The sequence below is a fragment of the Streptomyces sp. NPDC058662 genome (assembly GCF_042716255.1).
Lineage (GTDB): Bacteria > Actinomycetota > Actinomycetes > Streptomycetales > Streptomycetaceae > Streptomyces.
The window spans coordinates 24,694-50,567 of the sequence record NZ_JBHXRU010000004.1; the positions used below are offsets into that span (position 1 = coordinate 24,694).

The 25,874-nt window shown below is 72.4% G+C and carries 22 protein-coding genes, 1 tRNA gene and 1 pseudogene; 17 read left to right on the plus strand and 7 right to left on the minus strand.

Features of this window, described 5'->3' with window-relative positions:
* Nucleotides 1–81: 81 nt before the first annotated feature.
* From ACFWUQ_RS03015 to ACFWUQ_RS03035, 5 genes are all read right to left on the minus strand, one after another.
* Nucleotides 82–156, minus strand: a tRNA-Trp gene (locus ACFWUQ_RS03015).
* A 111-nt stretch (nt 157–267) separates the two neighbouring features.
* A complete protein-coding gene (locus ACFWUQ_RS03020) occupies nt 268–726 on the minus strand; it encodes a hypothetical protein (protein WP_384531927.1) in 459 nt (152 codons plus the stop codon).
* A 159-nt stretch (nt 727–885) separates the two neighbouring features.
* Entirely contained in the window at nt 886–1,623 is a 738-nt protein-coding gene (locus ACFWUQ_RS03025) for a D-Ala-D-Ala carboxypeptidase family metallohydrolase (protein WP_384531928.1), read from the minus strand.
* A 122-nt stretch (nt 1,624–1,745) separates the two neighbouring features.
* Nucleotides 1,746–2,981, minus strand: a complete 1,236-nt coding sequence (locus ACFWUQ_RS03030; RefSeq protein WP_384531929.1) for a PucR family transcriptional regulator — start codon at nt 2,979–2,981, stop codon at nt 1,746–1,748.
* A 376-nt stretch (nt 2,982–3,357) separates the two neighbouring features.
* Nucleotides 3,358–3,999, minus strand: coding sequence for a hypothetical protein (locus ACFWUQ_RS03035; protein ID WP_384531930.1), 642 nt, complete (start codon nt 3,997–3,999; stop codon nt 3,358–3,360).
* 470 nt (nt 4,000–4,469) lie between these two features.
* Here ACFWUQ_RS03035 and ACFWUQ_RS03040 point away from each other — a divergent pair, with 470 nt between their 5' ends.
* Complete coding sequence (locus ACFWUQ_RS03040; RefSeq protein WP_384531932.1) at nt 4,470–4,925, plus strand: phospholipase; 456 nt, start codon at nt 4,470–4,472, stop codon at nt 4,923–4,925.
* 605 nt (nt 4,926–5,530) lie between these two features.
* Here ACFWUQ_RS03040 and ACFWUQ_RS03045 read toward each other — a convergent pair.
* Nucleotides 5,531–6,742, minus strand: coding sequence for a glycosyltransferase (locus tag ACFWUQ_RS03045; RefSeq protein WP_384531933.1), 1,212 nt, complete (start codon nt 6,740–6,742; stop codon nt 5,531–5,533).
* A 482-nt stretch (nt 6,743–7,224) separates the two neighbouring features.
* Here ACFWUQ_RS03045 and ACFWUQ_RS03050 point away from each other — a divergent pair, with 482 nt between their 5' ends.
* The 14 genes and pseudogenes from ACFWUQ_RS03050 to ACFWUQ_RS03115 all read left to right on the plus strand — a co-directional run bounded on the left by ACFWUQ_RS03050 (nt 7,225) and on the right by ACFWUQ_RS03115 (nt 21,992).
* On the plus strand, nt 7,225–7,980 hold the full coding sequence (locus ACFWUQ_RS03050) for a hypothetical protein (protein WP_384531935.1): 756 nt from the start codon (nt 7,225–7,227) through the stop codon (nt 7,978–7,980).
* 596 nt (nt 7,981–8,576) lie between these two features.
* Nucleotides 8,577–9,062: a lamin tail domain-containing protein gene (locus ACFWUQ_RS03055; RefSeq protein WP_384531936.1), complete on the plus strand. Its 486-nt coding sequence runs from the start codon at nt 8,577–8,579 to the stop codon at nt 9,060–9,062.
* Nucleotides 9,063–9,198: 136 nt separating this feature from the next.
* A complete protein-coding gene (locus ACFWUQ_RS03060; RefSeq protein ID WP_384531937.1) occupies nt 9,199–9,570 on the plus strand; it encodes a hypothetical protein in 372 nt (123 codons plus the stop codon).
* A 169-nt stretch (nt 9,571–9,739) separates the two neighbouring features.
* Nucleotides 9,740–10,105: a hypothetical protein gene (locus tag ACFWUQ_RS03065; RefSeq protein ID WP_384531938.1), complete on the plus strand. Its 366-nt coding sequence runs from the start codon at nt 9,740–9,742 to the stop codon at nt 10,103–10,105.
* A gap of 206 nt (nt 10,106–10,311) precedes the next feature.
* On the plus strand, nt 10,312–11,091 hold the full coding sequence (locus tag ACFWUQ_RS03070) for an SDR family NAD(P)-dependent oxidoreductase (protein WP_384531940.1): 780 nt from the start codon (nt 10,312–10,314) through the stop codon (nt 11,089–11,091).
* 148 nt (nt 11,092–11,239) lie between these two features.
* Nucleotides 11,240–12,982, plus strand: coding sequence for an immunity 49 family protein (locus ACFWUQ_RS03075; protein WP_384532144.1), 1,743 nt, complete (start codon nt 11,240–11,242; stop codon nt 12,980–12,982).
* Between the two features lie 247 nt (nt 12,983–13,229).
* Nucleotides 13,230–14,608 (plus strand): annotated as a pseudogene (locus ACFWUQ_RS03080) (hypothetical protein).
* Nucleotides 14,609–14,832: 224 nt separating this feature from the next.
* The gene (locus tag ACFWUQ_RS03085; protein WP_384531942.1) at nt 14,833–16,122 is read left to right on the plus strand and encodes an AAA family ATPase; all 1,290 of its coding nucleotides are present in this window, start codon (nt 14,833–14,835) and stop codon (nt 16,120–16,122) included.
* Nucleotides 16,119–17,354: a VWA-like domain-containing protein gene (locus ACFWUQ_RS03090; protein ID WP_384531944.1), complete on the plus strand. Its 1,236-nt coding sequence runs from the start codon at nt 16,119–16,121 to the stop codon at nt 17,352–17,354. Before ACFWUQ_RS03085 ends, ACFWUQ_RS03090 begins: the two co-directional genes overlap by 4 nt.
* Nucleotides 17,355–17,509: 155 nt before the next feature.
* Nucleotides 17,510–17,917: a YciI family protein gene (locus ACFWUQ_RS03095; RefSeq protein ID WP_384531945.1), complete on the plus strand. Its 408-nt coding sequence runs from the start codon at nt 17,510–17,512 to the stop codon at nt 17,915–17,917.
* Nucleotides 17,918–17,925: 8 nt separating this feature from the next.
* Entirely contained in the window at nt 17,926–19,092 is a 1,167-nt protein-coding gene (locus ACFWUQ_RS03100; RefSeq protein WP_384532146.1) for an RNA polymerase sigma factor, read from the plus strand.
* A 286-nt stretch (nt 19,093–19,378) separates the two neighbouring features.
* A complete protein-coding gene (locus ACFWUQ_RS03105; protein WP_384531947.1) occupies nt 19,379–20,224 on the plus strand; it encodes a hypothetical protein in 846 nt (281 codons plus the stop codon).
* 4 nt (nt 20,225–20,228) lie between these two features.
* Nucleotides 20,229–20,600: a GntR family transcriptional regulator gene (locus ACFWUQ_RS03110; RefSeq protein WP_384531948.1), complete on the plus strand. Its 372-nt coding sequence runs from the start codon at nt 20,229–20,231 to the stop codon at nt 20,598–20,600.
* 72 nt (nt 20,601–20,672) lie between these two features.
* Nucleotides 20,673–21,992: a hypothetical protein gene (locus ACFWUQ_RS03115; RefSeq protein WP_384531950.1), complete on the plus strand. Its 1,320-nt coding sequence runs from the start codon at nt 20,673–20,675 to the stop codon at nt 21,990–21,992.
* Nucleotides 21,993–22,150: 158 nt separating this feature from the next.
* On the opposite strand, the gene ACFWUQ_RS03120 is transcribed toward ACFWUQ_RS03115, so the two are convergent.
* Complete coding sequence (locus tag ACFWUQ_RS03120) at nt 22,151–23,581, minus strand: pre-peptidase C-terminal domain-containing protein (protein WP_384531951.1); 1,431 nt, start codon at nt 23,579–23,581, stop codon at nt 22,151–22,153.
* Between the two features lie 353 nt (nt 23,582–23,934).
* Between ACFWUQ_RS03120 and ACFWUQ_RS03125 the strand changes: the two genes are divergently transcribed.
* Both ACFWUQ_RS03125 and ACFWUQ_RS03130 read left to right on the plus strand, forming a co-directional pair.
* Nucleotides 23,935–24,891 (plus strand): ABC transporter substrate-binding protein, encoded by a 957-nt coding sequence (locus ACFWUQ_RS03125; protein WP_384531952.1) that lies wholly within the window; start codon nt 23,935–23,937, stop codon nt 24,889–24,891.
* 3 nt (nt 24,892–24,894) lie between these two features.
* On the plus strand, nt 24,895–25,866 hold the full coding sequence (locus tag ACFWUQ_RS03130; RefSeq protein ID WP_384531953.1) for an amino acid ABC transporter permease: 972 nt from the start codon (nt 24,895–24,897) through the stop codon (nt 25,864–25,866).
* The last annotated feature ends 8 nt before the right edge of the window (nt 25,867–25,874 follow it).

Consider the following 25,874-nt stretch of genomic DNA (forward strand, 5'->3'; position numbering starts at 1 on the left):
GCGGCACCCGCGCGGGCCAACGGCCGCCGAGGTATGCGTCGTCGGCCGGGACGGACGCCCCGCGGGGTACGGGCGGGAGGGCGGATCCGACCGGAGTCGAACCGGCGTCCTCGCGGTTTTGGAGACCGCGCGCGTCGACCTCTGCGCTACGGCCCCGCCCGCCGGGCATCGTACGCCGCGGCCGCCCTGTCAGGCGGTTCGGGGGTAGTCGATGAGGGCCGCCTTTGCGTGCCGGGGAGGGCCGGGGGTGAGCTGCCGCGCGTCCGGTCAGGGCGTGGCCCGGCGCAGGGACAGGGCGAAGGCGCAGCTGGTGACGGTGAGGACGACGATGGGCGGCGGGGGGAGGAAGAGGGCGGACACCGCGAGGCCGATGACCGAGGTGGCGAGGAGCGTCCAGCCGAAGGCTGTGCGCCGCTGGACCAGGGCGGGGGAGTGCCGGGCGGCGAACAGGGCGAGCAGCGCACAGGAGATGACGAACAGGGCCATGACCGAACTCATGCCGTGGACGACGTCGAGGGTGCTGCGTTCCAGACCCAGCAGCGTCATGCTCGTCGACCGCATGGCGGCCGAGGAGGCCGCTTGCTCCGGGGTCGATCCACCCCACGCCGCCACGGCGGCCAGGGCCAGGTGGCCCGTACCCAGCAGCACCAGGCCGCCCGCCCCCACCTTGAAGGGTCGCAGTGGCTCCGGCTCGCGCCGGACGGCAGTGGGGGCGGTCGCGCTCATCGTGAACTCCTCGGGCCGGACAGAGCGCCCTCTACAGGTGTAGAGGGCGGGACGATCCGCACTCTACACCTGTAGAGGTGATGCGGTGCGTGCGAGGTGTCCACGGGCATCGGGGGAGGCTCGGCCGCGGGATCTACGGCCGGCCCGGCACCGGCCCGGTCAGATGCCGCAGGACGGCGCCGACCAGAAGCGACTCGGCCGGTAGTCCACGTGGGTGTGGTCGTTGTGGCCCGGGTAGCCCGGCCCGAGGATGCCGCTGAATCCGTGGTGGCGTGCCTGCTGGGCGAGCTTGCACAGGGAATGCGGTCCGGCCGCGAGGTCGGCGGAGTCCCCGTACAGGTGACGGCTGTCCGTGGCACCGCCGACCGCCGCGTTGCACGCACGTGAGCGGAAGCCGCTGGTGACCGTGATCGGCAGGTCGCCGAGAGCGTGCCGCATCGCCTGCAGCTTCCACATGGTGCGCAGGGCGTTGGACTGTGCGGTGGCGGCGGAGACGGCGCCTCCGGACCAGGTGGTGTTGCAGTCGTTCAGTTCGGCGTAGGAGAAGTTGACGGGCGTGCAGTCGTTGTCCTGCAGGGCGTAGATCCTGCTGAAGGTGGCACTGCCGGCGACGCCGTCGGCGGGCAGCCCGTAGGCCTGCTGGAAGCGGGTGACGGCAGCGGCGGTCGCGGGGCCGTAGGAGCCGTCGATGCCGAGGACGGCCCCGGAGCCGGGGTAGCCGGCGACGCGGATCTGCAGCTGAGTGACGTCCGCGCCGGAGGCTCCCTGCCGCAGGGTGCGGGTCCAGGTGAAGCAGCCGTCGGCATGCGCCGCTCCCGCCATCGCCACGGTGGCGGCGGACAGGCCTGCGGCGAGCAGGACCATGGTCAGGCAGAGGCGCAGAAGACGAAGAGTCATGGGGGTCGGGTCTCCTTGGATCGTCGAGCGGCGGATTTCTCGCGTGGCGCGGGCATGCGGTCGGCCGACCGGCGGGCGGCCGGGAGCTGCGGACGGGCCGGTGGGGCGCCGAGGCTCCTTCGTCAGGGCACGCCTAGGGAGGCTGGATGGGTGTCGGAGTCGTTGGGGCCCGACGACGAGAGGTTGGCTGCCGTCATCGCCGCGCGTAGCAGCTGGATGCCGTGCGGGCTGCTGGGATCGAGGCCGCTGAACTCCCTTATCTTCTGCAGGCGGTAGCCCAGGGTTCTGCGGTGGATGTTCAGGGCTTTGGCGGTCTTCTCCCGGTCGAGCTCGTGGAAGAACAGCGCGTCGAGCGTCAGACGCAGGTCGGTCCCCTGTTCGAGCGGACCGAGGAAGTCGACGAGCCGGTTCCGCAGCGCCGGCTGGCGCGAGATCGCCAGCTCTATGACCAGTTCGGTCGCCCGGTAGGGGCGCGCCAGCGCGTCGGGCATCGCCACGACGACGGATACGGTCTGCCGCAGCTCTCGGACCGTGTCGGGGATCGCGCCCACGGTGGCGGCCAGGGCGTGGGCGGCACGTACGGAACGGACCTTGCGCGATGCCGCCGTCACCAGCTCCGCGGACAGGGCCTCCGCCGCCTCCCCGTCACCGTTCACCGGTAGCAGCACCATCAGCTCGTCCCGGCGCTCCTGGGTGGACCAGAGAATCCCCGGTGACGACTGGAGCAGGCCCCGGCTCTCGTCCAGCGCCCGGTCGAGGGCGCCGCCCTCCGGCAAGAACCTGCACAGGACGATGAGATAGCCCTCGGGGAGGAGGATGCCCGCCGCCGCGGCGGTGGCCGCGCAGTCGGTCGACGCGCGTAGCAACTCGGCAAGCAGCTGCCGCCGGGCCTGGAGGGTCTCTCCTCGTTCGACGCGCGCCGTGTCGTGGTAGCCCGCCATGGCGGCGGCGAGGATCCGGGCGTTCTCCTGGGCCCCGTATGTGATCAATTTGGCGAATTCCGCGTAGTTCTCGGTATTCGCCACCGACAGGATGTCCCGCAGTCCGGCCAGATGCCCCACCTCGAATCCGTCGCGGAGGTCGGACGCCTCGAACGAGTCGAACAGGCATCGGTGGGATCCCATGTTCCGGAAGACTTCCAGATCGGAGTCGAGGAAGGGAGCCTGGCCGTTGTCGAACAGGTCGAGCATGCGAACCGTCACGAAATGCAGTTCACCCGGTATCTCTTCGGGCCGTTTCGCGTGCAGCCGCGCCACCGCTGGTATCTCGCTCGTCGTCATGTCGAGAATCTTCGAGACCGTGATGTCGCGTCGGGACCGCAGCTCCCGCACGAGCTTGGATTCGTTGATGTGACACACCCCCATCGGGAACCGAAGGAATGCCCGAATCGCACCGGATCGGTGGGCTCCGAGCTTGTGGCAGGTCGTTCCCAGCGCGTTGGCACCACGTTCGCCAACACCGAGGGATGAGCCGCCGACCTGGCGGAGGAGGCGTACGGGCCCAAGGGCCTCGGACATGGGTCTGACTCGGCCCCGGACATGCGGATGCGGGTACTAGTGCCGTGGCCGGAAAGGTTCACCGGGTCGCGGCGCCCTGCACGGCACCTCGCGGCGTTGGCGGACCACGGCGGTACGTCCAGTACGAGCCGTGGTCCGCCGTCTTGCGATGCACCGCACAGGACACCGCGACCCGGCAAACCTTTCCGGCCACGGCACTAGAAGCCGTGGTTCCGCGTCATTGCGACGGCGATGCTAGTGGCCGGGCGGCCTGTCCGGGAAGGGCGGCGGGAAGGCAGGCGCGCGCGATGAAGTACCACCCCTGCTGCCCGGCGCCGTCCGTGCCGCCGGCCCGTGGGTCGCGGATCATCACCCAGGCTCCGTCACGCGAGACGTAGCGCCACAAGACGGTCTGGCCGACCGCGATCCGGCCGTTCACCGGCGAACTGGCCACCGAAGGAACCTTCCAGGGCCGCACATTGCCGTACCCCCTGATGTGCGCTCCGTCCCAGGTCTGGCACCCGGCCCGGGCGACCGTGGCCACGGTCGCCCCGTCGTCGGCGGAGCCCCCGATCTGGCCGTTGGTGAACAGGGAGGTCGGCAGTGTGGCCGCGGCCCCGCAGCCGGCGTCCGCGGACGAACTGCCCGCGAGCGCTCCCGCGAAGGTCCACAGACACACGTTGAGGTCCCCGTAGACCCGGCCCCACCGGTACCCGCCGCTCTGCTCGCCGTGGACGTCGACCGTCCAACCGCGGTACGCCGTGCCCAGGACGTACGAGTGCGGGCCCCGGCGCAGGAGCGTGTAGTCGGCGGACACGTGTTTGCGGACCGCCGCCTCGGCGGAGGGCGCGTGCATGAGCAGCGGAACGGTCGTACTCATGGCCGCCAATGACATGGCGACGACCGACGCACGAACACGTTTCGACATGGCGATTCCCTTGATCGGTATGAATGGGGTGCCTGCCGGCGAACCGACCGCACGGCTGCGCGTTCTCGGCATCGTGCGGCGCGGTGCTTGCGCGGTCAGGGCTGTTGTACGCCACCGGTGCGGCACGCACTGGACGCGGGCGCATTTCTGCTGCCGGGCAAGAGGCGAGAGGCGGTGCGCTTCTTCTCCTCCGCGACGACGCGCATCGAACACCCGGCAGGCGAGGCCAGCATTCATCACGCCGGGCGCGGTCGGCAAGGGTTACCGAGGAGAAGATCCGCATCCGGATGTGTTCTGCGCAGAGGGGCAATTGCCGCACGTCCAGGTCTTCCTGATTGCGCATAGGCCGACGCCGCTGAACGTGATGCACTCCTGCCGATACGGGCCGCCGAAACACGGCCCGCCACTCCCGGAGGTAGCGCGTGATACGTCGTAAGTCCGCAATCCTGGCCATTCCGGCCGCGACCCTGCTCGCCTGGGCGGCCGCGGCACCGGCCTCGGCGGCTCCCGCCGACGCATCGCGGGTCCTGTCCAGCTGGACGCAGACCAGCGCTTCCAGCTACAACGCCTTCATCGCAGCGCGCAACGACCAGGGCTCCTGGTCGGGGTACGGCTTCAACTGGTCCACGGACTACTGCTCCTCCTCGCCCGACAACCCGCTGGGCTTCCCGTTCAACCTCTCCTGCGCCCGGCACGACTTCGGCTACCGCAACTACAAGGCGGCCGGGCAGTTCAGCGCCAACAAGCCCCGGCTGGACACGATGTTCCACGAGGACCTCAAGCGGGTGTGCGCCTCACACGGCTACAGCTCCGCGAAGAAGGCGAGCTGCAACAGCCTGGCCTGGACGTACTACACGGCGGTGAAGCGGCTCGGCTGACGGGAGGACGGGAGGACGGGAGGACGGGAGGACGGGAGGACGGGAGGACGGGTTGGCGGGTTGACGGGCGGACGGGACCCGGCCGGACGGGGACCGGCGAGCCGGCCGATCCGGCGTCCGAACCCCGGCCCAACATCCCCGCATCCACACGTGCATGCGCGGAAGTTCGGGGTACACGGGCGGGCATGGCACCCAAGCGCGAACCTCTCACGTCCCTCAGGACCGCACGCCAGCTCCGCCGGGTCCGCTCCCTCTACCTGGCTGGAACCGCGTTGTGGGCGGCTGCCGCCATGTGGGCGGGATGGCTGCAGCCGGGTAGCAGGCCCATGTGGGTCTCGGTCCTTCTCCTGACGGTGTTCACCGGCCTGCTGGTCACGACCACCGTATGGCTGCGTCGCCTCCCGACCGCGCCCAGGCCGACCCACCACGCCGCTTCCCGCCGGTCTGTCACCGCACGCCCGGCCCGGTGATCGGCGACGCCCCGTACGCGCGGCCGGGACCGGTCCGCTCCGCGTGGCCGGAGTTTCCGTAGGCGCACCACGGAGGGGCCGAGCCCGTTGGGATCCGGCGGGCGGCGGGTGGTGCCCACCGCCCGCCGCACCTTCTCAGCCGGCTGCGTCGAGGAGCAGCCTCGCGGCCACCGCGGCCCCGTCGGTGCGGACCGTACCCGCCACTGTCGCCGCCCGCGCGCGCGTCGCGGGCGCCAGAACCGTCTCCAGCGCGGTCGACAGGGACTCGAAGGTCGGCGTCGGGCCGTCGTGTGCCACGCCGATGCCCAACTCGGCCACCCGGCCGGCCCAGTAGGGCTGGTCCGCCATCTGCGGCACCACCACCTGCGGCGCACCCGCCCGGGTGGCCGTCGTCGTGGTGCCGGCGCCGCCGTGGTGGATGACAGCGGCTGTGCGCGGGAACAGCGCCTGCTGGTTGACCTCGCCGACCACGAAGCAGTCGGCCCCGTCGTCGATCAGGGCCAGATCGGCCCAGCCACTGGACACGATGACGCGGAGGCCCTGCGCCCGGACCGCCTCGATGGCCACCTGCGCGGCGTCCTTCGACGCGTGCAGGGGCATGCTGCCGAAGCCCACGTACACCGGCGGCGCACCGGCCTCCAGGAACGCCACCAGCTCGGCCGGAAGCGGGTTGGTGTCGGGCAGGATCCACGCGCCGGTCTGGACGATGTCGAAGCCCAGCGCCTCCTGCGCCGGGTCGAGTGCCGGGTCGGTCGCCAGCCACGGCTGGTCGCCGATCACGTAGTCGCGGACGTTCTCCACCGGCGGCAGCCCGAACGACGCCCGGTTCGTGTTGAGGGCCTCCCCGAAGAGCGCGTGGATGCTCTGGGCGTCCAGGTCCCACAGCGTCCGGTTGTCCGTCACCTCCGACGGGAACGGCCGGCCCGGGTACGCCAGCGGCGCTCGCCGCGGTGACGGCAGGGTGAGCTGCTGGAACGTGACGGACACCGAGGGAATGCCGAGCTTCTCGGCCACCGACCGGGCTCCGGCCGCGGCCGGCATCGCGCCCGTCGCCAGCAGCACGTCGCAGCCCTCGGCTGCCTCGGCCCCCGCCTCGAACTGGCTGGCGATGATCTCGGCCGCCCGCTGGGGCAGCGACGACGGCTGGGGCTTGGCCTGCATCGCGGCGCGGGCCGACGGCCCGATGGGCACCATCGGCACGCCGATACCGGCCAACCGCTGCGCGAAGTCCTCGTCCGGAGGCGCGCACACCCGCACCTGCGCGCCGAGCGCACGCAACTCCACCGCGAGTCCGGCCAGCGGTTCGATGTCACCGCGCGACCCGTAGGCCATCAACAGCACACGCATTCTCTGGGCACTCCCGTTTCGTTTCGAAGGTCCCGTCCTCGGCCGCCGATCCCGCTGCGCCTGGGCAAGCCGGGGGTGGCGGCGGCGGATTCCGGGTGGATGATCATGGCCTCCACCCTACGGTCGGCGGTGTCAGTGGCGGCGTGCGGTCCCGCAAGTGCGCCGGGATCGGGCGTCAACGCGTACGTGGACGAGGTCGGTTGCCGCGCTGCGGGAGGGCGAGGGCGCGCGTTGGTGCGACCGGTACGGCCCGCAGCCCCCGCGTGCCCTTCCGCGTCGTCGGAATCCGTCGTCGGAATCCGGCGCCGGCGTCGGCCACCGCGCCCGGGCCGCGCCCGATCGTCAGAGAAGGCTGGCGGATCCTTTCCCCAATACGACTGATCCCCCCGCACGGGTGGAACCGGCGCACCACGCCCGGGCCGGTCCGGAACCCGCCCCTATAAATGGGCCCCGTCACGTTGATCGACTGATGGGTTCCCACCATGCAGCAGACTGCTCTGAGGGTGCTCGCCGCCCTCTCCCTACTCTCCGCCGTCGCCCCGGCAGCGGCGGCCGCCGCTCCGGCCCCCGCCTCCGCCGCCCCGGCGGCCGCTCCGGCCTCCGCCCTCGCCACTCCGGTCGCCGCCGCGGCGGACGACCTGACCACCCCGTGCGGTCCGACGGTCGACTACCGCGCCTGGGACTGGTGGCGTACGACGACCGACCCGTCGATCGCCCGCCCCGTCGCCGCCGCCGCGGCCGCCGAGCGGTGGCAGTGGCGCACGGACGTCAACACGCTGTGGCGCGGCGACACCCGTGAGACGGTCGAGGAGATCTTCGAGACCGGCTTCACCCCGCGGGGCGAGCAGGTGACCCCGCTCGCCGAGTACATCGTCAAGGGCGGAGGCCAGAACAGCGCGCACCTCAGTACCAGCTGCGAGAAGTGGGTCGCCCAGAAGTTCGCCACCTACGGCAGCGCCCGGACCGGTTGGGTGTACGAGATTCACGCGCCCGGCGGCATCGACGTCAACGCCACCGCCCGCCTCAACGACTACAGCTCGCCGTACCTGTGGAACAAGGAGATCGACTTCCCCGGCGGGGTCAAGGGCCGCTACATCAAGGGTGCCTGCAAGTTCCGGTTGAGTCACACCGATCCGGAGACCAGGGTCAACACCTACGAGGAGCTCGGCTGCAAGGACAACGCCGGCTTCGCCCCCTACGCGACGGACCGCGTCGCCCTGGCGGCGACCGCCCGCTGACACCTCCCGAACGGGGGCGGGGGACCGGCCGCGCGCAGGGCCCGCAAGGCTCCGCCCGGATCCTCCTCCCCCCTCCCTGAGCCCGGCCGCCCCGGCCAGCCCCTACGGCTGGCCGGGGTACTGCTGTAAGCCGGCCGCCCGCGAGTACGACCGTCACGGAGGCCAGGAGCTGCTGCTGTCCGGCCCCGAGGCGCCGACCCGGCACCGCACAGCCGAAATGCCCGAACGCTCGCACGCTGGTGCGTGAACAGTTCGAGAAAGCGGTACCAGCGCCTGTTACAGAGCCCCGTCCTCATTCGGCGCAGAGGATGGGGCAGGCGCGAATGAGCTGCTTATCTGGCCGAAAACGCCTCGTTCCGACAGCAGTAGGGCTGCGCCGCATCCCGCCCCGTCGACGTCAACTGCGTCTTGACCCTTGCAGCATGCAAGGGAGAGTTACGGACATGTCCGCATTACGCAACGTGAGTCGTGAGTTGTGGCGGTTGATGGCGGGTGCGGGCCACAGTGTGACTCCTCGGCAGGACGCCGGGAACCGCACGGAGCCCGCCCGGTCCACCTGAGGCCGAGTCGGCTGACTGTTTGAAGGAGCTCTCCGCATGTCTGCTTCTCTCGCCACACGCCGCGCCGTCACCACACTCCTGGCAGCCGGCGCACTGATCGGGGCGGCCGCTCTGCCGGCCGTCGCCCACAACGACGACCGGCGGGACCACCGGGGCCCGCACTCCTCGGTCGTCATCGGCGACGTCCAGCACGACACCCGCGGCCGGGACCGCGGCCGGGACCGCGACGACCGCGCCCTGAACCGCGAATGGGTCGAGGTGAAGAACACCGGCCGCCACTCCGTCAACCTGCGCGGCTTCACCCTCACCGACCGCGACGGCAACCGCTACCGCTTCAGCAACCTGCGTCTCGACGGGCGCTCCAGCGTGAAGGTCCACACCGGCCAGGGCCGCGACACCCACCGCGACGTCTACCAGGACCGCCGCCAGCAGATCTGGGACGAGCGCGACACCGCCACCCTGCGTGACGACCGCGGCCGCGTCGTCGACACCGAGAGCTGGGGCCGCCGCGGCTCCCGCTGATCAGGCCCGGCAGTCACCCCCTCGGGGACCGTGAACTGCCGGCCACCAGCAACGAAGGGCGTGCCGCGGCCGACAACCGCGGCACGCCCCACCCCCTCATCGCAACAGCGGCTCACCCGACGCAGGGAGGTTCCCCGTGGAGTTCTGGCAGTACGCCCCGTCCGATGTCACGGTCCCTCAGCTGGACCTCGACCCCTACCGCTTCCCCGGCGCCGACACCGCCCCGCCCGCGGCCTACGACGCCTGGCCGCCGAACCGCCCGGGTGACACGGACTGGCACCTGCCGCCGCCTCGCGAGGAGCATGCGGCGGCGCACGGGACGGCGTCCGATCCGCGTCTGGCCTGGCCTCTGACGCCCGTGGACCGGCGGAGGCTGGACCTGCAGGCGGCACTGACCAGCATCGGCGTCGCACCACTGCCCGGTGACCTCGAATCGATCAACATCCTGTCGTCGCTCGACGACACGACGCACGCCACCCTCGTACGGTGGATCACCACCAGCCGCTGACGAGCTCGGCGGCAACTGAGGGCGGGACGTGTGGGCCTGTCGGCCCGGCCGGTGGGTGATCAACAGGTCTCTCGACCCCAACTCGATATCGCGCTGTGCTGCTCCCGGGTCCAGGCTGGAGGGGAGGGAGTTTTCCCTGTGTCCCTCAGTAGGTGAGCAGGGAGGAGCTATGACAGCAACCACGCGGAAGGACACTCCTGTCGCCATCGAAGGTGGCGGGGTGGAACTGCGTGTTCAGGACGTCGGTGGAGACATGTCCGTTGCCTTTGTGACGTTTCCCGAAGGCACCGACATGGGGCCGGCTCTCAAGGGTCTGGCCGGTGACCTCTGTCCGTGCCCGCACTGGGGCTACCTCTTCAAGGGGCGGCTGAAGATGCGGACGCCGGACGGCGACGAGTTCTACGAAGCGGGTGAGGCCTTCTACTGGCCGCCCGGCCACGCCCCGGTGGCGCTCGAAGACTGCGAGTACATCGACTTCTCGCCGACCAAGGACTTCAACGAGGTTATCGAGCACGTCAAGGCGCAAGGAGGATAACGGCTGTCTCGCCAGGGCCGACGAGCGGGCACCACGGGCCTGGCCCGGCCGTGACGCTTGGGAAGGGCCGACGGGTCGGGCCGGGTGTGGAGCCGACCTGCGCCCCGTACGACCTGTTTGCATCGACGCCGGCCGGCAGTGCGTCGCGCCCCGGGCACGGGCGCCCCGGGCACTGTCGCCGCGGGCGTGCTGTCTAGGGTGCGGAGATGACCTCGCAGCGCTATCTCTCCGAACTGTTCTCCCTGGACGACCGGGTGGCCGTGGTGACGGGCGGAAGCTCCGGCATCGGCCGGGCCGTCGCCGCGGCTCTCGCGCGCGCCGGGGCGCGCGTGGTGATCGTGGCGCGCACCGAGTCTGCGCTGGCCGCCACGGTCGACGAACTGGCGGCGGACGGCTGCCGGACCGCCTGGGTGAGCGCCGACCTGAGTACCCGTGACGGGGTGCGCGCGGCCGCAGAGCAGGCAGCCGGGGTGTTCGGCGAGCCCGACATCCTCGTCAACAGCGCCGGGATCAACCTGCGCCCTCCGATGGGCGAGCTGGGCGAGGACGTATGGGACGCCACGATGGCGGTGAACCTGGAGGCGCCGTACCTGCTGGGCCAGCGGTTCGGGCCCGGCATGGCCGAGCGGGGCTTCGGGCGGATCATCCACATCACCTCGCAGCAGGCGCACCGGGCGTTCGTCCAGAGCGGCGCCTACGGAGTCTCCAAAGGGGCGCTGGAGTCGCTGGCCCGCTCCCAGGCCGAGGCGTGGTCGCCGCACGGCGTCACCTGCAACACGCTGGTGCCGGGGTTCGTCATGACCCCGCTCAACGCGCGGCTGTCCTCCGACCCGGAGGCGGTGGCGGCGCTGGCCGCGCGCACGATGGTCGGCCGCAACGGCCTCGCCGAGGACTTCGCTGGAGCCGCGGTGTTCCTGGCCGGCCGCGCCTCCAGCTACGTCACCGGGCAGGCGATCTTCGTCGACGGCGGCTTGTCCGTCCACTGAACCCCGCCCGAGGTCGCGGAGAAGGCGTCGAGGCCGGACGGCGACCTCGGTCCCCGGCCCCGTGCCTGCTGGGCTGTCAGATCCCCCGCATAGGCTGCTCGCAGGGTTTCGATCAAGGAGCAGAGCAGTGCGGATAGAGCGTCACCAGGTGGGCGGCACCGCCGTGTCGGCGGCACGCGAGGACTTCACCGACCGCATCGGCGGGCAAGTACGGTCCATGTCCAGGGGCGGCCGGATGGCCACCTACGAATGGCAGGCCCTCGCAGACGAGTTCCTCGACTACCTGGGCGCCCTGTCCGTCGAGACACCCGACCTCGACACCCCGGAGGCCCAGGCCGTCCTCAAGGACGCCTCCGAAGCCGCGGCCGGGGCTGTCGCCTACGCCGCGTACCACCCGCACAGCAGCTTCCAGGTCTTCCTGGACTACGTGAACTTCGGCATGAGCTACGACCCGGGTGACGACGCCCCCGAAGAGAGCGTCAGGCCCTCCGCATGGATCGACGCGCTCTGCCTGTCAGTCCTCAGGAACAAGGCCAAGTGGCACGGCGAGGCCTTCCACTTCGCCCGGGAGAAGTTCGCCGAGCGGGTGCGGGGGACACCCGCCGGCGAACTCGCCACCGGGCTGATGGCCATAGTCCTGGACGACACCGGTGACGACGGGGAGTACCCGCCGAGCGCACAGGCCAAGCTCGCCGCCGTCGACGCCGCCTCGGACCGCGTCCGTACCCGGGCCCAGGAAACCGGCGAGCCCCTCCTGGACCGGCCGGACAGCGTAGCGCTGCAGGTGCTGCGCGCCCTGGCCGCCGAGGACCGGGAGGCCTTCGACGCCGCGCTCGCCGACCTCCTCGTCAGGCACACGACCCTGCACGGCCCCGCGGCCTCCCCGAGCACCCTTCTCCCGCTTGTCCCCATCGCCCTCGCCGCCCTCGCGTACCGGACCCTGGGCTGGGCGCCTGCCGTCCGCACCGACTACCTCCCGCACGCGTTGATCACCGGCTTCGAGAGCCGGGGCCCGCGGGTCGCGGGCTTCGGCCGGGACCGGCGGCCGGACGCGGTGGCCGCCCTCGCCGCCGGCCCGCTGGTGGTGGAGCGGCCGGCCGGCGACTGGACGGTGGGCCCGCAGATCCAGGCCAGGTACCAGGAACACGCGCGGGAGGCGTTCACCCCCGCCGACGGGAAGCCCCCCGCCGTCTGGCGCCTCGGGACCGTCATGGGTGATCAGGAGCGCCTCTTCAAGTGGCGCGCGGGAAACCCCGACGCCGACGGCGCTACGGACGCCCAGCTCGCAACCCTGCGCCTGGCCTCTCAGACGGGGGCGGCCCTGTTCCGCATCGCGTTGGCGGAACCGGGCACCGAGGTCGAGGTGACCATCGACGGCCGCACCCTGCGCTACCCGGCCGAGCGGCGAGCCGAGGCCGGAGCCGCCGGCTGGCAGAAGGCGACCGCCTTCGCGCTGATCACCGGCGTACGCGAGGACCTCGCCCCCCTGGTCCTCACCGGCCCCGCCTTCGCCCGCCCGGACGGCTCCGCCTTCACCGCGTACCGCGAAGCCCTCCACGCGTACCTGAAGGACGCTGATCCCGTACCGGCCGCGCAACTGGCCCTGCAGCAGGCCGAGAAGGCCAAGGACTGGGGCTTCGCCATGCCGCCGGCCGTACTGCTGTCGCAGCTCGTCGAGGGCGACGAGGAGAGCTTCAACCTGGCCCTGGCCGACGCGCTCGAAGCCCACCGCGCCTACTACCAGGTCGCCGACCGCGCCGACGGTCCGGATGCTTCGGTCAACCTCGACATCCTCGCCCTGGCCTGCCACGCCCGCCGCCGCGGCTGGGACATCCGCGTCGAATCCCCCTACCTCCCGCAGGGCGTCCTCCAGGCCGCCGAACCCTTCTAGGAGCCGGGTCGCGGCGCGGATCGGACGACCCCACTGAACCGCTCAGTGGGGTCGAGCGCCGGATGCCGTGGCGTACGGGCGGGGGAGGAGGGAAACCTCGACCCCTTGTAGCCGGCGCGGGCGGGCCTGGCGCTCAGGCGCGGGAATATTCGTTTGACGCCCCCGCACGGGCGCGGGCTAAGCTCACCGCGATGATCACTCTCCGCCTCCACCGATCGGGGGTCCTGTCCGCACACGGTGAGCGCTGATGAGCACTCACCCCGCGTACGGGGATCCCCGCCCTTGCTTCTGGCCGCACGTGCGCGAGTTCGCTGTGCCGGCCTCCATGATCGAGGCTGCCACCGCCCGACGCCGTACCGGTGACTGGGCGGGCGCCTGTGCGGCCGCCGGTGCCGACATCGACTTCCGGCTCCGGTCCGTGGCCCGCCTGTACGGACAGGAGACCGCTGCCCGGCTCCGCGCCGACCTGCGGCACCTTGCCCCCGACCTGCTGCGCTGGCACCTGCCCCGGATCGCCCCGGACGGGCTGCTACGGCCCGGCCTCACCCTGACGCTCGCCCGCTACCCCGCCGCAGGGCCGGGGCAGCACGTCGCTCCGACCCTGCACCTCGTCGTACGAACACCCCCCGCCTGGGCGGACGCCGGGCAGCGCGTCAGCCTCGCCCTCTGGGGCGGCACCCGCCGCCACCCGCATCCGCCCGCCCACCCCCATCCCCGCCCCGACCGGCGGTTCCGGTTCGACCTGCACCGCCACCTGTGGGACTCCCGCCGCACCCTCGAACTGCGGGAGCGCGGCGGGGCGGACGCGGCGCCCGCCCCGCCGCCCGGCACCGACGGCCGCCTGGCCGTGAACCGGTGGGCGCAGGAAGCCGAGCTCCTGCTGCGCGCCGACGGCGCACCGCCGGACAGCCCCTTCGTCGTGCGCACGGGTGCCCGGCGGCTGTACCTGGTCCTCGATCCGGCCCGCCCCGGAACCCCGCGGGCCGCGCCCCGGCCCGCCCACGGCGACGCCGGACTGCCGGTGCTCCCCGACGCCGCCACCTGGGTTCCGCCCGACCTCGTCCTGCTGCGCAGCGGCGCGATCGGACCGGACGGCCTGCACCCGCTGGTCGCCGAGGCCTTGGCCCCCGACCACGTCCCGACCGGCACCGCGGCCCCGCCCGCGAAGCCGGGCGGCCCCCGCTTCGTCGAATGCCGCGGGGCCCGGCACCGGATCGCCCTCGTCGACGGCGTACTGGTCGCGCTGGACCACGATCCGGCCGAACTCCGGCGCGAGGAAATCCTCGTCGCCCTCTCCGGGACCCCGCTGCCCTGTCTGCGCGTCATCGACCAGATCCACCGCCACCCGGCATCACTGGCCGACGTGAGCTCCCGCCTCGGGCACGGCGACACCACCGTTGGGCGCTCGCCGCGGTCGAGGCGCTGATCGGTCCCGGCGCGGTGCTGCGTTCGGGCGCCCTGCGCGAGGAGTTGGAGCGGGCGGCCCGGCAGCGGGTCCTCCACGGCATGTTCCGGGCCGGCCTGACCGGCCTCGGGCTCGGCCCCGGAACGGGGCACGGCCCCATCCCGCGCGCGGTCCGCCCGACCACCCGCCGCACGCACCCGCGCCACACCTCAACCCGCTGACCCGGCCCGCGCACGCCCGTACCGCTACGTCCCCGCCCGTACCCGCACGCCCGTCCCTCTGCGTCCCCGCCCGTACGCGCACGCCCATTCCGCTACGTCCAGACCCGGTCCGCGCAGGCCCGTACCGCTGCGTTCCCGCCCGTACGCGCACGCCCGTGCCGCTACGTCCGTACCCCGCCCCCGCACGCTCCGACGCCCGTCCTCCACACCGAAGGTGACCGCCCATGCCCACGTCCACGTCCACGCCCGCAGCCACGCCCACGCCCGCACCCACGCCCGCATCCCCCCTCACCGCCGGCCGACTCGACGTCGCCGCCGAGTTGCTGACGCTCCTGCGCGACACCACCACCGAACCGCGCCCCGATCCCCGGCTTGAGGCGCTTACCCTGGCCGTCGCGGCCGACCTGCCCGTCCTTCTGTGGGGCGAGCCCGGTATCGGCAAGACCGCCGCCCTCACGCAGCTCGCCGCGACGCTCGACCTCCCCCTCACCACGGTGATCGCCAGCGTCCACGAGCCGTCCGACTTCTCCGGCCTGCCCGTCATCGGCGCGGACCCGGCCCGGGACGGCGTCCCGATGGCCCCGCCGGACTGGGCCGTGCGCCTGGTGAGGGCGGGCCGCGGGCTGCTGTTCCTCGACGAGCTGTCCACCGCCCCGCCTGCCGTGCAGGCGACCCTCCTCCGGCTGGTCCTGGAGCGGCGGATCGGCGCGCTGCGGCTGCCGCCCGGCGTCCGTATCGTGGCCGCCGCCAACCCGCGCTCCTCCGCCGCCGACGGCTGGGAGCTGAGCCCGCCGCTGGCCAACCGGTTCGTCCACCTCCAGTGGACGCACGACCCCGAGACCGTGGTCCGGGGCCTCGGCGGGGTCTGGCCTCGGGCGACCCTCCCGACCCTCGACCCGGACCGCCTGGCGCACGCCGTCGAGGTCGCCCGCCGCGCCGTGTGCGGCCTGCTCACGGCCCGCCCGGCGCTCGTCCACCGGCTGCCCAGCGGCGAGACCCACCGGGGCGGTGCCTGGCCGTCGCCGCGGAGCTGGGACATGGCCCTGTCGCTGATCGCCTTCGCCACCGCCGCCGGCTCCTCCCGGGACGTGCTGGCGCAGCTGGTCCGCGGCACCGTGGGCGACGGGCCCGGGCTGGAACTCCTCGCCGTACTGGACCGGATGGACCTGCCCGACCCCGAAACCCTGCTCGCCGATCCCGCCGGCGCGGTGCTGCCCGACCGGGGAGACCGGCGTCAGGCCGTCCTGGAGGCGGTGGTGGACGCCGTGCACCGACGACCGGAACGGGAGCGGTGGGACGCCGCCTGGGCGGTGCTGGCCCGTGCCGCCGAGACCGGGGCCCCCGACCTCCTCGTCGTCCCCGCGCACACGCTCGCCTCCCTGCGCCGGGACGACTGGGAGGTTCCCGCCGCCGTCGAAGGGCTCGCCGGGGCGGTCGCCCTGTCCCGCCGTGCCGATCGGGCCGCGGCCCGTACCGCGGGGGCCGACGCCGGCCGGGCGGCGGGCCGCCCGTGAACCAGGAACCGCCGCGGAGCCTGGACCTCGACAAGCTGTACGCCGCCCGCCTCCAGGCCGTGCGGGCCCGCCCCTTCCTGGCGACGGCCCTGTTCGCCCTGCACGTCGTGGAGTCGCGCGCCGTGCCGACCATGGGGGTGGACCGGTACTGGCGGTGCTACGTGTCCCCTCACTTCGTGGACCGGACCCCGGTCGAGGAGCTCGCCGGCGTATGGGTGCACGAGGTGTCCCATCTGCTGCGCGACCACCACGGGCGCAGCGACCGCTACGCCCGTGCGAACGCGCTGACCGGCGCGGCCGAGCGCCTGCGCATGAACATCGCCGCCGACTGCGAGATCAACGACGACGTCTTCGGTGACGGTCTCACCCGCCCGACGGGCGCCGTGCTTCCCCACCACCTCGACGTGAAGTCAGGTGAGTTGATGGAGGACTACCTGCGCCAGTTCCGGCTCGGCAGCCGTACCGACTTCCTGGCGTGGCTGGACTGCGGAAGCGGCGCCGACGGTCTCGAACGCCCTTGGGAACTCGGGCCGGACGGCGCCGACGGACTCACCGCACAGGAGCAGGACGGAATCCGCTTCCGGGTCGCGGAGGGCATCAACGGCAGGCCCGGCAACACTCCGAAGAGCTGGAAGCGGTGGGCCGAGGAGGCCTTCCACCCGCCTCAGCCGTGGCGCGACCTCCTGGGGGCGGCCCTGCGCGCGGCGGCCTCAGGTTCCGGTGCGGGCGAGGACTACTCCTACGGCCGCCCGTCGCGGCGCTCGACCTCCCTGCCCGGGATCGTCCTGCCCAGCCTGCGCCGCCGTCCGCCCCGGGTCGCCATCGTCGTCGACACCTCCGGCTCGGTCAGCGACGCCGAGCTCGGCAGCGCCCTCCTGGAGGTCGCGGCGATCTCGCGCGCCGTCGGAGGCCGGCGCGACCTGGTCTCCGTACTGCCCTGCGACGCGGCCGCGCACCTGGTGCACCCGCTCTGCACCGGCGAGGGCATCCCCCTGCTGGGAGGCGGCGGCACCGACCTGCGCAGCGGATTCGCCCGAGCCCTGCGCACCCGGCCGGCGCCCGACGTCATCGTGGTGCTGACCGACGGCCAGACCCCGTGGCCGGCCGCCCCGCCACCGTGCCGCACGGTGGTGGGCCTCTTCCCCCGCCCCCGCCGGTACTCCGAGGACGGCTCGGGCCGCATCCCGCGCCGACCCCCGCCCTGGGCGAGGGTGGTCGACATCGGTAAGTAGCCCCTTTCGCCCGCGCCCCCGACGGGACTGCTCACCCGGCCTGAGGACATGGTCGAGGAAAATAGGTCGGGCGATGATGTCGAGAACCGATGTCGGGCTCCGTCCCCGGGGTGTACGCGACCACAATGGGTCGCACCACACCGAGGAGAAGCATCATGGCCAAGTACCTGCTGCTCAAGCACTACCGCGGCGCCCCGGCGGCCGTCAACGACGTGCCCATGGACCAGTGGACGCCGGAGGAGATCTCGGCGCACATGCAGTACATGAGCGACTTCGCGGCCCGGCTGGAGGGGGCCGGCGAGTTCGTCGACGGTCAGGCGCTGGCACCCCAGGGAGCCTGGGTGCGCTACGACGGCGAGGGGCGCCCGCCGGTCACCGACGGCCCGTTCGCCGAGACCAAGGACCTCATCGCCGGCTGGATGGTGATCGACGTCGACAGCTACGAGCGCGCCGTCGAGCTGGCCGGGGAGCTGTCCGCCGCGCCCGGCGCGGGCGGGAAGCCGATCCACGAGTGGCTTGAGCTGCGCCCCTTCCTGACCGCGCCGCCCACCATCACGGAGTGACCTCCCCCATGGACGAGGCCCTGCTCAGGGACCTCACCCCGAGCGTGCTCGCCGTCCTCGTCCGCCGCGGAGCCGACTTCGCGGCGGCCGAGGACGCCGTGCAGGACGCGCTGGGCGAGGCGCTCCGCGTCTGGCCCGCCGACCCGCCACGGGATGCCAAGGGCTGGTTGGTCACCGTGGCCTGGCGCAAGTTCCTCGACGCGACCCGGGCGGACGCCGCACGCCGCAGGCGGGAGGACCGCCTCCGCGAGGAGCCGGCGCCCGGGCCCGCGCCCGCGGCCGACGACACGCTCCAGCTCTACTTCCTGTGCGCCCATCCGTCGCTCACTCCGGCGTCCGCGGTCGCGCTCACGCTCCGCGCCGTCGGCGGGCTCACCACCCGCCAGATCGCCCGGGCGTACCTGGTGCCGGAGGCGACCATGGCGCAGCGCATCAGCCGCGCCAAACGCACTGTGACCGACGTACGGTTCGACCAGCCCGGCGACGTCGCCACCGTGCTGCGGGTCCTCTACCTGGTCTTCAACGAGGGCTACTCCGGCGACGTCGACCTCGCCGCCGAGGCCATCCGGCTCACCCGGCAGCTCAAGGCTGCCACGGACCATCCCGAGGTGGCGGGCCTGCTCGCCCTCATGCTGCTCCACCACGCCCGGCGGGCCGCCCGGACCGCCCCCGACGGCAGCCTGGTGCCGCTCGCCGAGCAGGACCGCGGCCGGTGGGACACGAAGGCGATCGCCGAGGGTGTCGGCATCCTGCAGGCGGCCCTCGCCCGCGACCGGCTGGGCGAGTTCCAGGCCCAGGCCGCGATCGCGGCACTCCACGCCGATGCGCCGACCGCCGGGGAGACCGACTGGGTGCAGATCGTCGAGTGGTACGACGAGCTCGCGCGCCTGAACGACAGCCCGGTCGTCCGGCTCAACCGCGCGGTGGCCGTCGGAGAGGCCGACGGACCGCGCGCCGGCCTGGCGGCGCTCGCGGCGCTGGACGCCTCACTGCCGCGCCACGCCGCGGTGGCGGCGTACTTCCACGAACGCGACGGCGACCTGGCGACGGCCGCCCGGCTGTACGCCGAGGCGGCGGCCGAGGCACCCAACCTCGCCGAACGCGACCACCTGACGCGCCAGGCCGCCCGCATCAACGCCCGCATCAACGCCGCCGTCAGACGCGGGCGCGGGTGAGCCAGGTAGACCCCTGGGCGCACCTCTTCCCCTCCGTCGGCGTAGCTGGCAGCGGCTACGGCACCCACGGTACGACGACGACGGCACACGGTCGCCAGCCGATGCGGCAGAGCGGGCCGACCGCCGCCGAGCGGGCAGACGCGACGCTGCGGCGCACGTTGACTTGACGCAACCCTTGACGCACTCTCTTGCGACAAGGCTTGCGTCAAGGTGCGCAAGTCGTGGCACAAGCAGTCGCACACGTCGAGGCACAAGGTGTGAGACAGGTGTGAGACCAGGAGGCATGATGTCGACGGCGACTCCGCGAGGCGACCAGCCCGTACGACCGCCCGATCTCGAACGGGCCCGCCTGTGGCTGGTCGGACACGGCCTGACCGATGTCCGGCCGACCGCCCTGCTGGCGAAGCGTCTGGCCGCCCGTCAGAGCAGCCGATTGGCCGGCCACCTCCTGCTGGCCGCGTTCATCATCACGGTCGCCCTCGTTTACACCACCACCCTCAGCACCATCAGCCGCCCCGACGCCGTGACCGGGTCGCCCCCGTACGGATCGCTGCTGCTCCTGACGGCCGTGGTGGCCGCGTTCGTGGCAGCCCAGGCACTCCTGGAGCGGCGCGTGCGGCGCATCGACCGGCAGGCCGGCGAGGCGCTGACGCGCCGCGCGGCCCACCCCGTCCGCCTCGGCTGGCGCACCGTGCTCGGAGTGCCCCACGCCGCCCTCGCGGGCGTTACGTTCGCCGTCGCGGTGGCCTTGACCATCAGCGCTCTGACCGTGCCGGAATCCGGGGTCCGGTACGCGGCGGCCGTCCTGCTCATCGGGCTGTGCGGAGCGGCGGGCGTCGTGGTCGTCCAACTGCGCCACGTACTGACACACCCGGCCGTGGCCGACGACGAGGCCGCGCTGACCGCCGACGCCATCATGCGGACCGAGGACGCCCGGGAGATCGCCGCACCCACCACGGTGTGGTGCCTGCCCTGGTTCCTGCCCGCCGCGGCAGCCGACACCGGCTTCGGCTGGTGGTACGCCGCCTGGTTCGTCCTCATCGGCGGCGGCGCCGTCACCCTCGCCCTGATCACGCTGCGGACCGCGAGACGAGGCGCGGCGACGGCCCGACGCGCCGCGGCCGGCGGGTGACCGCGTGATCGTCATCGACGCGGCCTCCGCCGTCCCCCCGTTCGAGCAGCTCCGCGCCCAGCTCGCCCGCCAGATCCAGGACCACACGCTCGCCGTGGGCACCCGGCTGCCGACCATCCGCCGTTTGGCCGCGGACCTCGGCCTGGCCGCCAACACCGTCGGCCGGGCCTACCGGGAACTGGAGGAGGCGGGACTGATCGAGACCCGCCGCGCGGCCGGCTCCTTCGTGTCCGCGGCCGGCGAGGACGGACGCGCACAGGCACACCGCGCCGCCACCGAGTACGCCGCGGTCATCGCCCGCGTCGGCATCGACCCCGACGAGGCCCTGCGCATCGTCCGAGCCGCACTCACCACCACACCCACCCCCGCCCTCTGACCCCCGGCCCCCCCCACGCCAGTCCCGGCCGTCGCGGCGGGAGTTGTCGGTGCCAGGAGAGAGGATGCCGGTATGAACCTGCTGCCGATCACCGCGCCCGCGTCCCTGCTGGACGCCCACCGTCTCGACCCCGAAGCCGGCGGATGGGGATTCAGGGTCGATCACGCGGTGGCGACGACGGCCGGCGACACCTACGTGCTGACCGGCCTGCGCCGCTACCGCGGGCACGCGGCCGGCTCGGCCGACCCCGCCGAACAGAATTTCGGCTACCAGTTGATCACCCGCCACGGCGCCGACGGAAAACCCACCGCCACCGCCGTGTTCGGACAGGCGGCGCCGGGCGGCGGCCCGACAGCCGTACCGGAGCGGGACGGCACCACCCTGGCCGTCCTCCCGGACGGCGCGGTCGCCGTCAGCTCCCCACCCGGTAGCACCCACCTCCTGTCCGCGGAACTGGACGAGGTCCTCGCCTCCTGGCCGATGTCCTGGGGCTGGGACAACAGGCAGGCCCCCGGGGAGGACCCGTTCGCCGCGTCGATCGCAGTCACCCCCGCGGGCCGGCTGCTGTGCATGACCTCCGAGTACGGGCTCAGCAACTGGGCCGGCGCCCACGCCAACACGGTCGCCGTCTCCGAACCAGGCAGCGCCCTCGGCCCGGGCCCCAAGCCCCTGCTGCGCGCCATCGCGACCCTGGACGCGCGCACCGGCCGCCAGAGCGACGCCGACTCGTACGCGCACGTGCGGTACGGCGATGGGCCGGTGGGGCGGGACAACCGGCCCTCGCCGTCGTTGACCGAGGCCTTGTCGGAGCTCACCGGCACCAGTGGCAGCCTCCACGGTTACCTCGACTCCACGATGACCCGCCCGGCAGCGCTCGGCGAGGACCTGTTCGTCGTCCCCGTCTTCGGGAAGACCTACCGTTCGAGCAACCGGGGGCAGGAGTTCAGCTTCGCCCTCGTCGACGACCGCGGAATGCTGCGGGGCCGGCTGGGAGGCCTGCACCTGCGCGAGGACAGCCCGTTCACCGGCTTCGACTTCACCGTGGTCGCCGACCCGCACCGTGCCCGCGCCTTCCACCTCAACCGCTACGGCCTGTACGCGTGGAGCGCTGACGGAGTGCTCCGCGCCCGGATGTCCACCGCGGAGAAGCCATTCAAGCCCCTCGTCCACTTCGCCCTGCTGGAGTGCACCCCTGCCGGGGAGCTGCTCCTCGCACACCGCAAGCAGCACCTGCTGCTGCGGGTACCGGTACCGCAGGACCTGGACGACCTGGGGCCGGCGGTGGAGACCGCCCTGAAGGGCTACGGGCGCGAGCGCACCGTACTGAAGAAGCAGTACGAGCCCGTGAACTGGCTCTGGTCGGATCGCGCGGCCACCGTCAACCACCTCTGACCGGCACGCCCACGGACCAGTCCCTCCGGCCCGACCGCCGCAGCCTCGCGGGGCGTCTGACGCCCCGAGCACGTCCCGGGCCGCGCCGGAACGGCACAGGCGGGGCGCTGTGACCGCGGTCGGACGCCGAACCTGTGCCGCACCGGCCCGGTGTCATGTCAGGCTGTGGCCATGGCGCAGCTGTAGGCCGAGGCGCCCGAGCCGCTGTAGGCCTCGACGCTGACGTAGTAGGTGCCGGCGCCGCCGGCGGTGCGGGTGAAGGCCACGGCCTCGTCGGTTCCGGCGCCGTCGTTGACCGACCGTACGAGGGTGCTGCCGGTCGCGTCGAGCAGGTAGAGGTCGGCGTCGTAGGCGTCGGGGACCGCGCACCGGACGCTGAGCCTCTGGTTCGAGGCGAGGGAGATACGGAAGTAGTCCCGGTCGGTGGTGGACTTCATGCTGCCGGTGAGGCTGGACGGGGGAGTGAGGGCGGTGGCGTCGTCGGCCGTGGCACGGGTGTCGTTCGCCTCGCTCTCGGCGAGGGTGCTCCCGCTGGGCGGTGTGCCGCAGTCGGTGCGCGGCGTCCCGTTGTAGAGGTCGGGGTCGGCGACGCCGTTGGTGACGCTGCGCAGGTAGTAGCCGCAGGTGGGACGGTTCCCGAAGTCGTATGTCTGGCCGGCGGTCAGGTGCCAGATCTTGTAGTCGGAGAAGGTCAGCGGCTTGCCCGCGGCGGCCTCTTCGGGCTGGTGGTCGCCGAGGACGACGTAGGCGCCCTTGCCGTAGAGCGTGGCCAGTCCGGAGCTGTCGAGGAACAGCGAGCTGCCCTCGTCCACCCCGACGCCCCAGGCCTTGCCGCCGGCGGTCCGCCCGTCCTTGACGGCCCGGGCGATGAACGCCATGGTGCGGCCCATGCGGTCGCGGGCGACGAAGTGCGAGTCGTTGATGACGCCGCTGTAGTCGGCCCACTCGAACATGCCGGTGGTGAGGGAGATGTAGCTGTCGTAGGGGTCGGCGAGGGCCTCCGGGCTGGTGACGCTGCCGTTGCAGGCGTCGTAGACGACCGGGCTGTTGATGTGGTGGCCGGCGCTGCCGCCGCCCGAGCCGCCGCCCTTGGCGACGACGGACTCCACCGACGACTCCAGTGCGGTGCCCTTCCACGCGGCGTAGCGGCACTGGTCGCCGCCGGCGAAGAAGACGAACTCGGCATTGCGTATGTCCGTGTTGACCTGGGCGTTGTCACCGTCTCGGGCGGCGGTCAGGGTCCAGGTGGTACAGGAGTTGACACCCGTCAGGGCGATTACGGTGTCGCACTCGGGGGTCTTGCTCCCCGAGGTGGGCGCCGAGCCGCCGAGGACGACGACGTCCAGGCTGCCGGTGCCTCCGCGAATGGCGTCGATGGCGCGCGCCATCGGGGCGGTGAGGATCTTGCCGTCACCGTTCATGGTGTACGCGGGGCCCTGCCAGGAGGTGCGGCTCACGTCGGAGGCGCTGCCCAGGCGGACGCGTGTGGCGGCCGCCTCGGCGGGGCCGGTCGAGTAGACGGTGGCGGCGAGCGTGAGCAGCGCGAGGGCGGCACAAGCCGTACCCAGGCGTGGAGTTCTGGTTCTCATGGGGGTCTCCGGAGATCGGGGAGAGGGCCCGCCGACGGGCGGGAGGTGACAGCGCCGCGGGGGAAACGGCTGTGGCTGGCGAGCTTCCACAGCCGCGGCGGCATGCTAGCGGAACGTACAAGCCACGCAATCCCAGCGGTAGATGTAAGACGGAAACCGTGTGAATCACGCGGCCGTCGGCGCATACATGGGGCTTGGGCAGGGGCTGAGCGAGGGGCGCACCGCCCCGCTGTGCTCGTTACATGAACGTAACAGGCGATACATCTAGCCAAGCTTTGAAGACATCTGTAACTTCCCTGTCTGTAGACGACGGCGAACACTTCCGTCGGCCCGACCGGAGAGGCTTCAAACCGATGAACGCTCACTACGCCCGCCCCCTGACGGCGCTCCTCGGTGCGGCTACCGCGCTGGCCGCCCTCACGGCCTGCGCGGACCCGAACGCCGCCCCGACCGCCGCGGGCGGAGGCGGGGGCGAGATGAAGATCGCCGGCGTGGCGATCAGCAAGGACCCCGCGCTCCACGACGCCCTGCCCGCCGCGATCAGGAAGGCGGGGACGGTGCGGGTGGCGACCGATGTGCCGTACGCGCCCTTCGAGATGTTCGTCAAGGAGGGCGAGAGCGCGCTCACCGGCGTCGACTACGACCTCGGCCAAGCGCTGGGAGCCAAGCTGGGGGTGAGGTTCGCCTTCACCCCGCAGAAGTTCGACGGCATCGTGCCCGCCATCCAGGCGGGCAAGTTCGACGTGGCGATGTCCGCCATCACCGACAACGCGGAGCGGCAGAAAGTCGTCGACTTCGTCGACTACTCGCAGTCCGGCTCCGGCATCATGGTCGCCGAGGGCAACCCCGCGAAGATCGCCACCCTGGACGACCTGTGCGGCAAGCCGGTGGGCGTCCAGGCCGCCACCAACCAGCTCGACCTGCTCAAGGCCCACCAGAGCCGGTGCACGTACATGGGCAGGGGCGAGATCGCCATCCAGACCTTCCCCAAGGACTCCGACGCCCAACTCGCCCTGCGCGCCGGAAAGGTCGTCGCGGACGTCCTGACCAAGCCCGCCGCCGGCTGGACGGCGAAAACCGCGGACGACGGCGCGGCGTTCGACCTGGTCGACGACCCCGCGGCGCTCGGCGGCTACAACGCCTCCCCGAACGGCATCGCCGTCTCCAAGAAGCTGCCCGAACTGACCGACGCCATCCAGAAGGCACTCCAGCAGCTCATCGACGACGGCACCCTCGAAAAGATCTGCGACACCTACGGCGTCGCCTCCATCGCGCTGAAGGAAGCCACCAAGAACGCGTCGGTGAACTGAGCCATGGTCCTCCTCGCCCCCGCGGACATGAAGCCGGACCCGCACGGCCCGCCCGGCTCCCCCGCGAGCCTCGACGTCGTACCGCTGCGCCACTACGGCCGCTGGTTCGCCGCCGCCGCCGCGATCGCCGCCCTGGTCGGGCTGACCGGGTCACTCGCCAAGAACGACAACCTGCGCTGGGAGGTGGTCGGGAACTACCTCTTCGCCGACCTCATCTTCGAAGGCCTGGCCACCACCCTGTGGCTGACCGCCGCGGCCATGGCCCTGGGCCTGGGGCTGGGCACCGTCATCGCCGTCATGCGGCTCTCCAGCAGCCCCATCCTCTACGGGATGTCCTCCCTGTTCGTCTGGGCCTTCCGCGGAACCCCGCTCCTGGTCCAGATCATCTTCTGGGGATACGCCGCCGCCCTCTACTCCCAGATAAAGATCGGTGTGCCGTTCACCGGCATCACCTTCGCCTCGTGGGACACCAACAGCGTCCTGACCCCCGCTGTCGCCGCCCTCCTCGCCCTCGGCCTCAACGAAGCCGCGTACGCCTCGGAGGTCGTCCGCGCCGGCATCCAGTCCGTCGACCCGGGTCAGACCGAGGCGGCCCACTCGCTCGGCATGCGCCCCGCCCTGACCACCCGGCGGATCGTCCTCCCCCAGGCCATGCGCGTCATCATCCCGCCCATGGGCAACGAGACCATCAACATGCTCAAGATGACCGCCCTCGTCTCCGTCATCGGCGCCCACGACCTCATGTCCAACATCCAAGAGGTCTACGCCCAGAACTACCAGGTCATCCCGATGCTCGTCGTCGCCAGCCTCTGGTACCTGGCCCTCGTCTCCCTGCTCAGCGTCCCGCAGGCATGGCTGGAGCGCCGTTACGGCCGCGGCACCTCCCGCGCCGGGAGCGCCCCCGTCATGCGGCGCATGCTCGGCGGCGCGAGCACCGCGCTGACCCGCCGCACCCGGAAGGAGGCCGGCCGATGACCACACCC

Bases quoted from the DNA above. Each gene is read 5' to 3' on its own strand.
- ACFWUQ_RS03105 (WP_384531947.1), top strand. From the start codon at position 19,379: ATGTCGACGGCGACTCCGCGAGGCGACCAGCCCGTACGACCGCCCGAT.
- ACFWUQ_RS03035 (WP_384531930.1), bottom strand. From the start codon at position 3,999: ATGAGTACGACCGTTCCGCTGCTCATGCACGCGCCCTCCGCCGAGGCG.
- ACFWUQ_RS03100 (WP_384532146.1), top strand. From the start codon at position 17,926: ATGGACGAGGCCCTGCTCAGGGACCTCACCCCGAGCGTGCTCGCCGTC.
- ACFWUQ_RS03070 (WP_384531940.1), top strand. From the start codon at position 10,312: ATGACCTCGCAGCGCTATCTCTCCGAACTGTTCTCCCTGGACGACCGG.
- ACFWUQ_RS03055 (WP_384531936.1), top strand. From the start codon at position 8,577: ATGTCTGCTTCTCTCGCCACACGCCGCGCCGTCACCACACTCCTGGCA.
- ACFWUQ_RS03050 (WP_384531935.1), top strand. From the start codon at position 7,225: ATGCAGCAGACTGCTCTGAGGGTGCTCGCCGCCCTCTCCCTACTCTCC.
- ACFWUQ_RS03020 (WP_384531927.1), bottom strand. From the start codon at position 726: ATGAGCGCGACCGCCCCCACTGCCGTCCGGCGCGAGCCGGAGCCACTG.
- ACFWUQ_RS03025 (WP_384531928.1), bottom strand. From the start codon at position 1,623: ATGACTCTTCGTCTTCTGCGCCTCTGCCTGACCATGGTCCTGCTCGCC.
- ACFWUQ_RS03065 (WP_384531938.1), top strand. From the start codon at position 9,740: ATGACAGCAACCACGCGGAAGGACACTCCTGTCGCCATCGAAGGTGGC.
- ACFWUQ_RS03125 (WP_384531952.1), top strand. From the start codon at position 23,935: ATGAACGCTCACTACGCCCGCCCCCTGACGGCGCTCCTCGGTGCGGCT.
- ACFWUQ_RS03085 (WP_384531942.1), top strand. From the start codon at position 14,833: ATGCCCACGTCCACGTCCACGCCCGCAGCCACGCCCACGCCCGCACCC.
- ACFWUQ_RS03120 (WP_384531951.1), bottom strand. From the start codon at position 23,581: ATGAGAACCAGAACTCCACGCCTGGGTACGGCTTGTGCCGCCCTCGCG.
- ACFWUQ_RS03115 (WP_384531950.1), top strand. From the start codon at position 20,673: ATGAACCTGCTGCCGATCACCGCGCCCGCGTCCCTGCTGGACGCCCAC.
- ACFWUQ_RS03045 (WP_384531933.1), bottom strand. From the start codon at position 6,742: ATGCGTGTGCTGTTGATGGCCTACGGGTCGCGCGGTGACATCGAACCG.
- ACFWUQ_RS03130 (WP_384531953.1), top strand. From the start codon at position 24,895: ATGGTCCTCCTCGCCCCCGCGGACATGAAGCCGGACCCGCACGGCCCG.
- ACFWUQ_RS03095 (WP_384531945.1), top strand. From the start codon at position 17,510: ATGGCCAAGTACCTGCTGCTCAAGCACTACCGCGGCGCCCCGGCGGCC.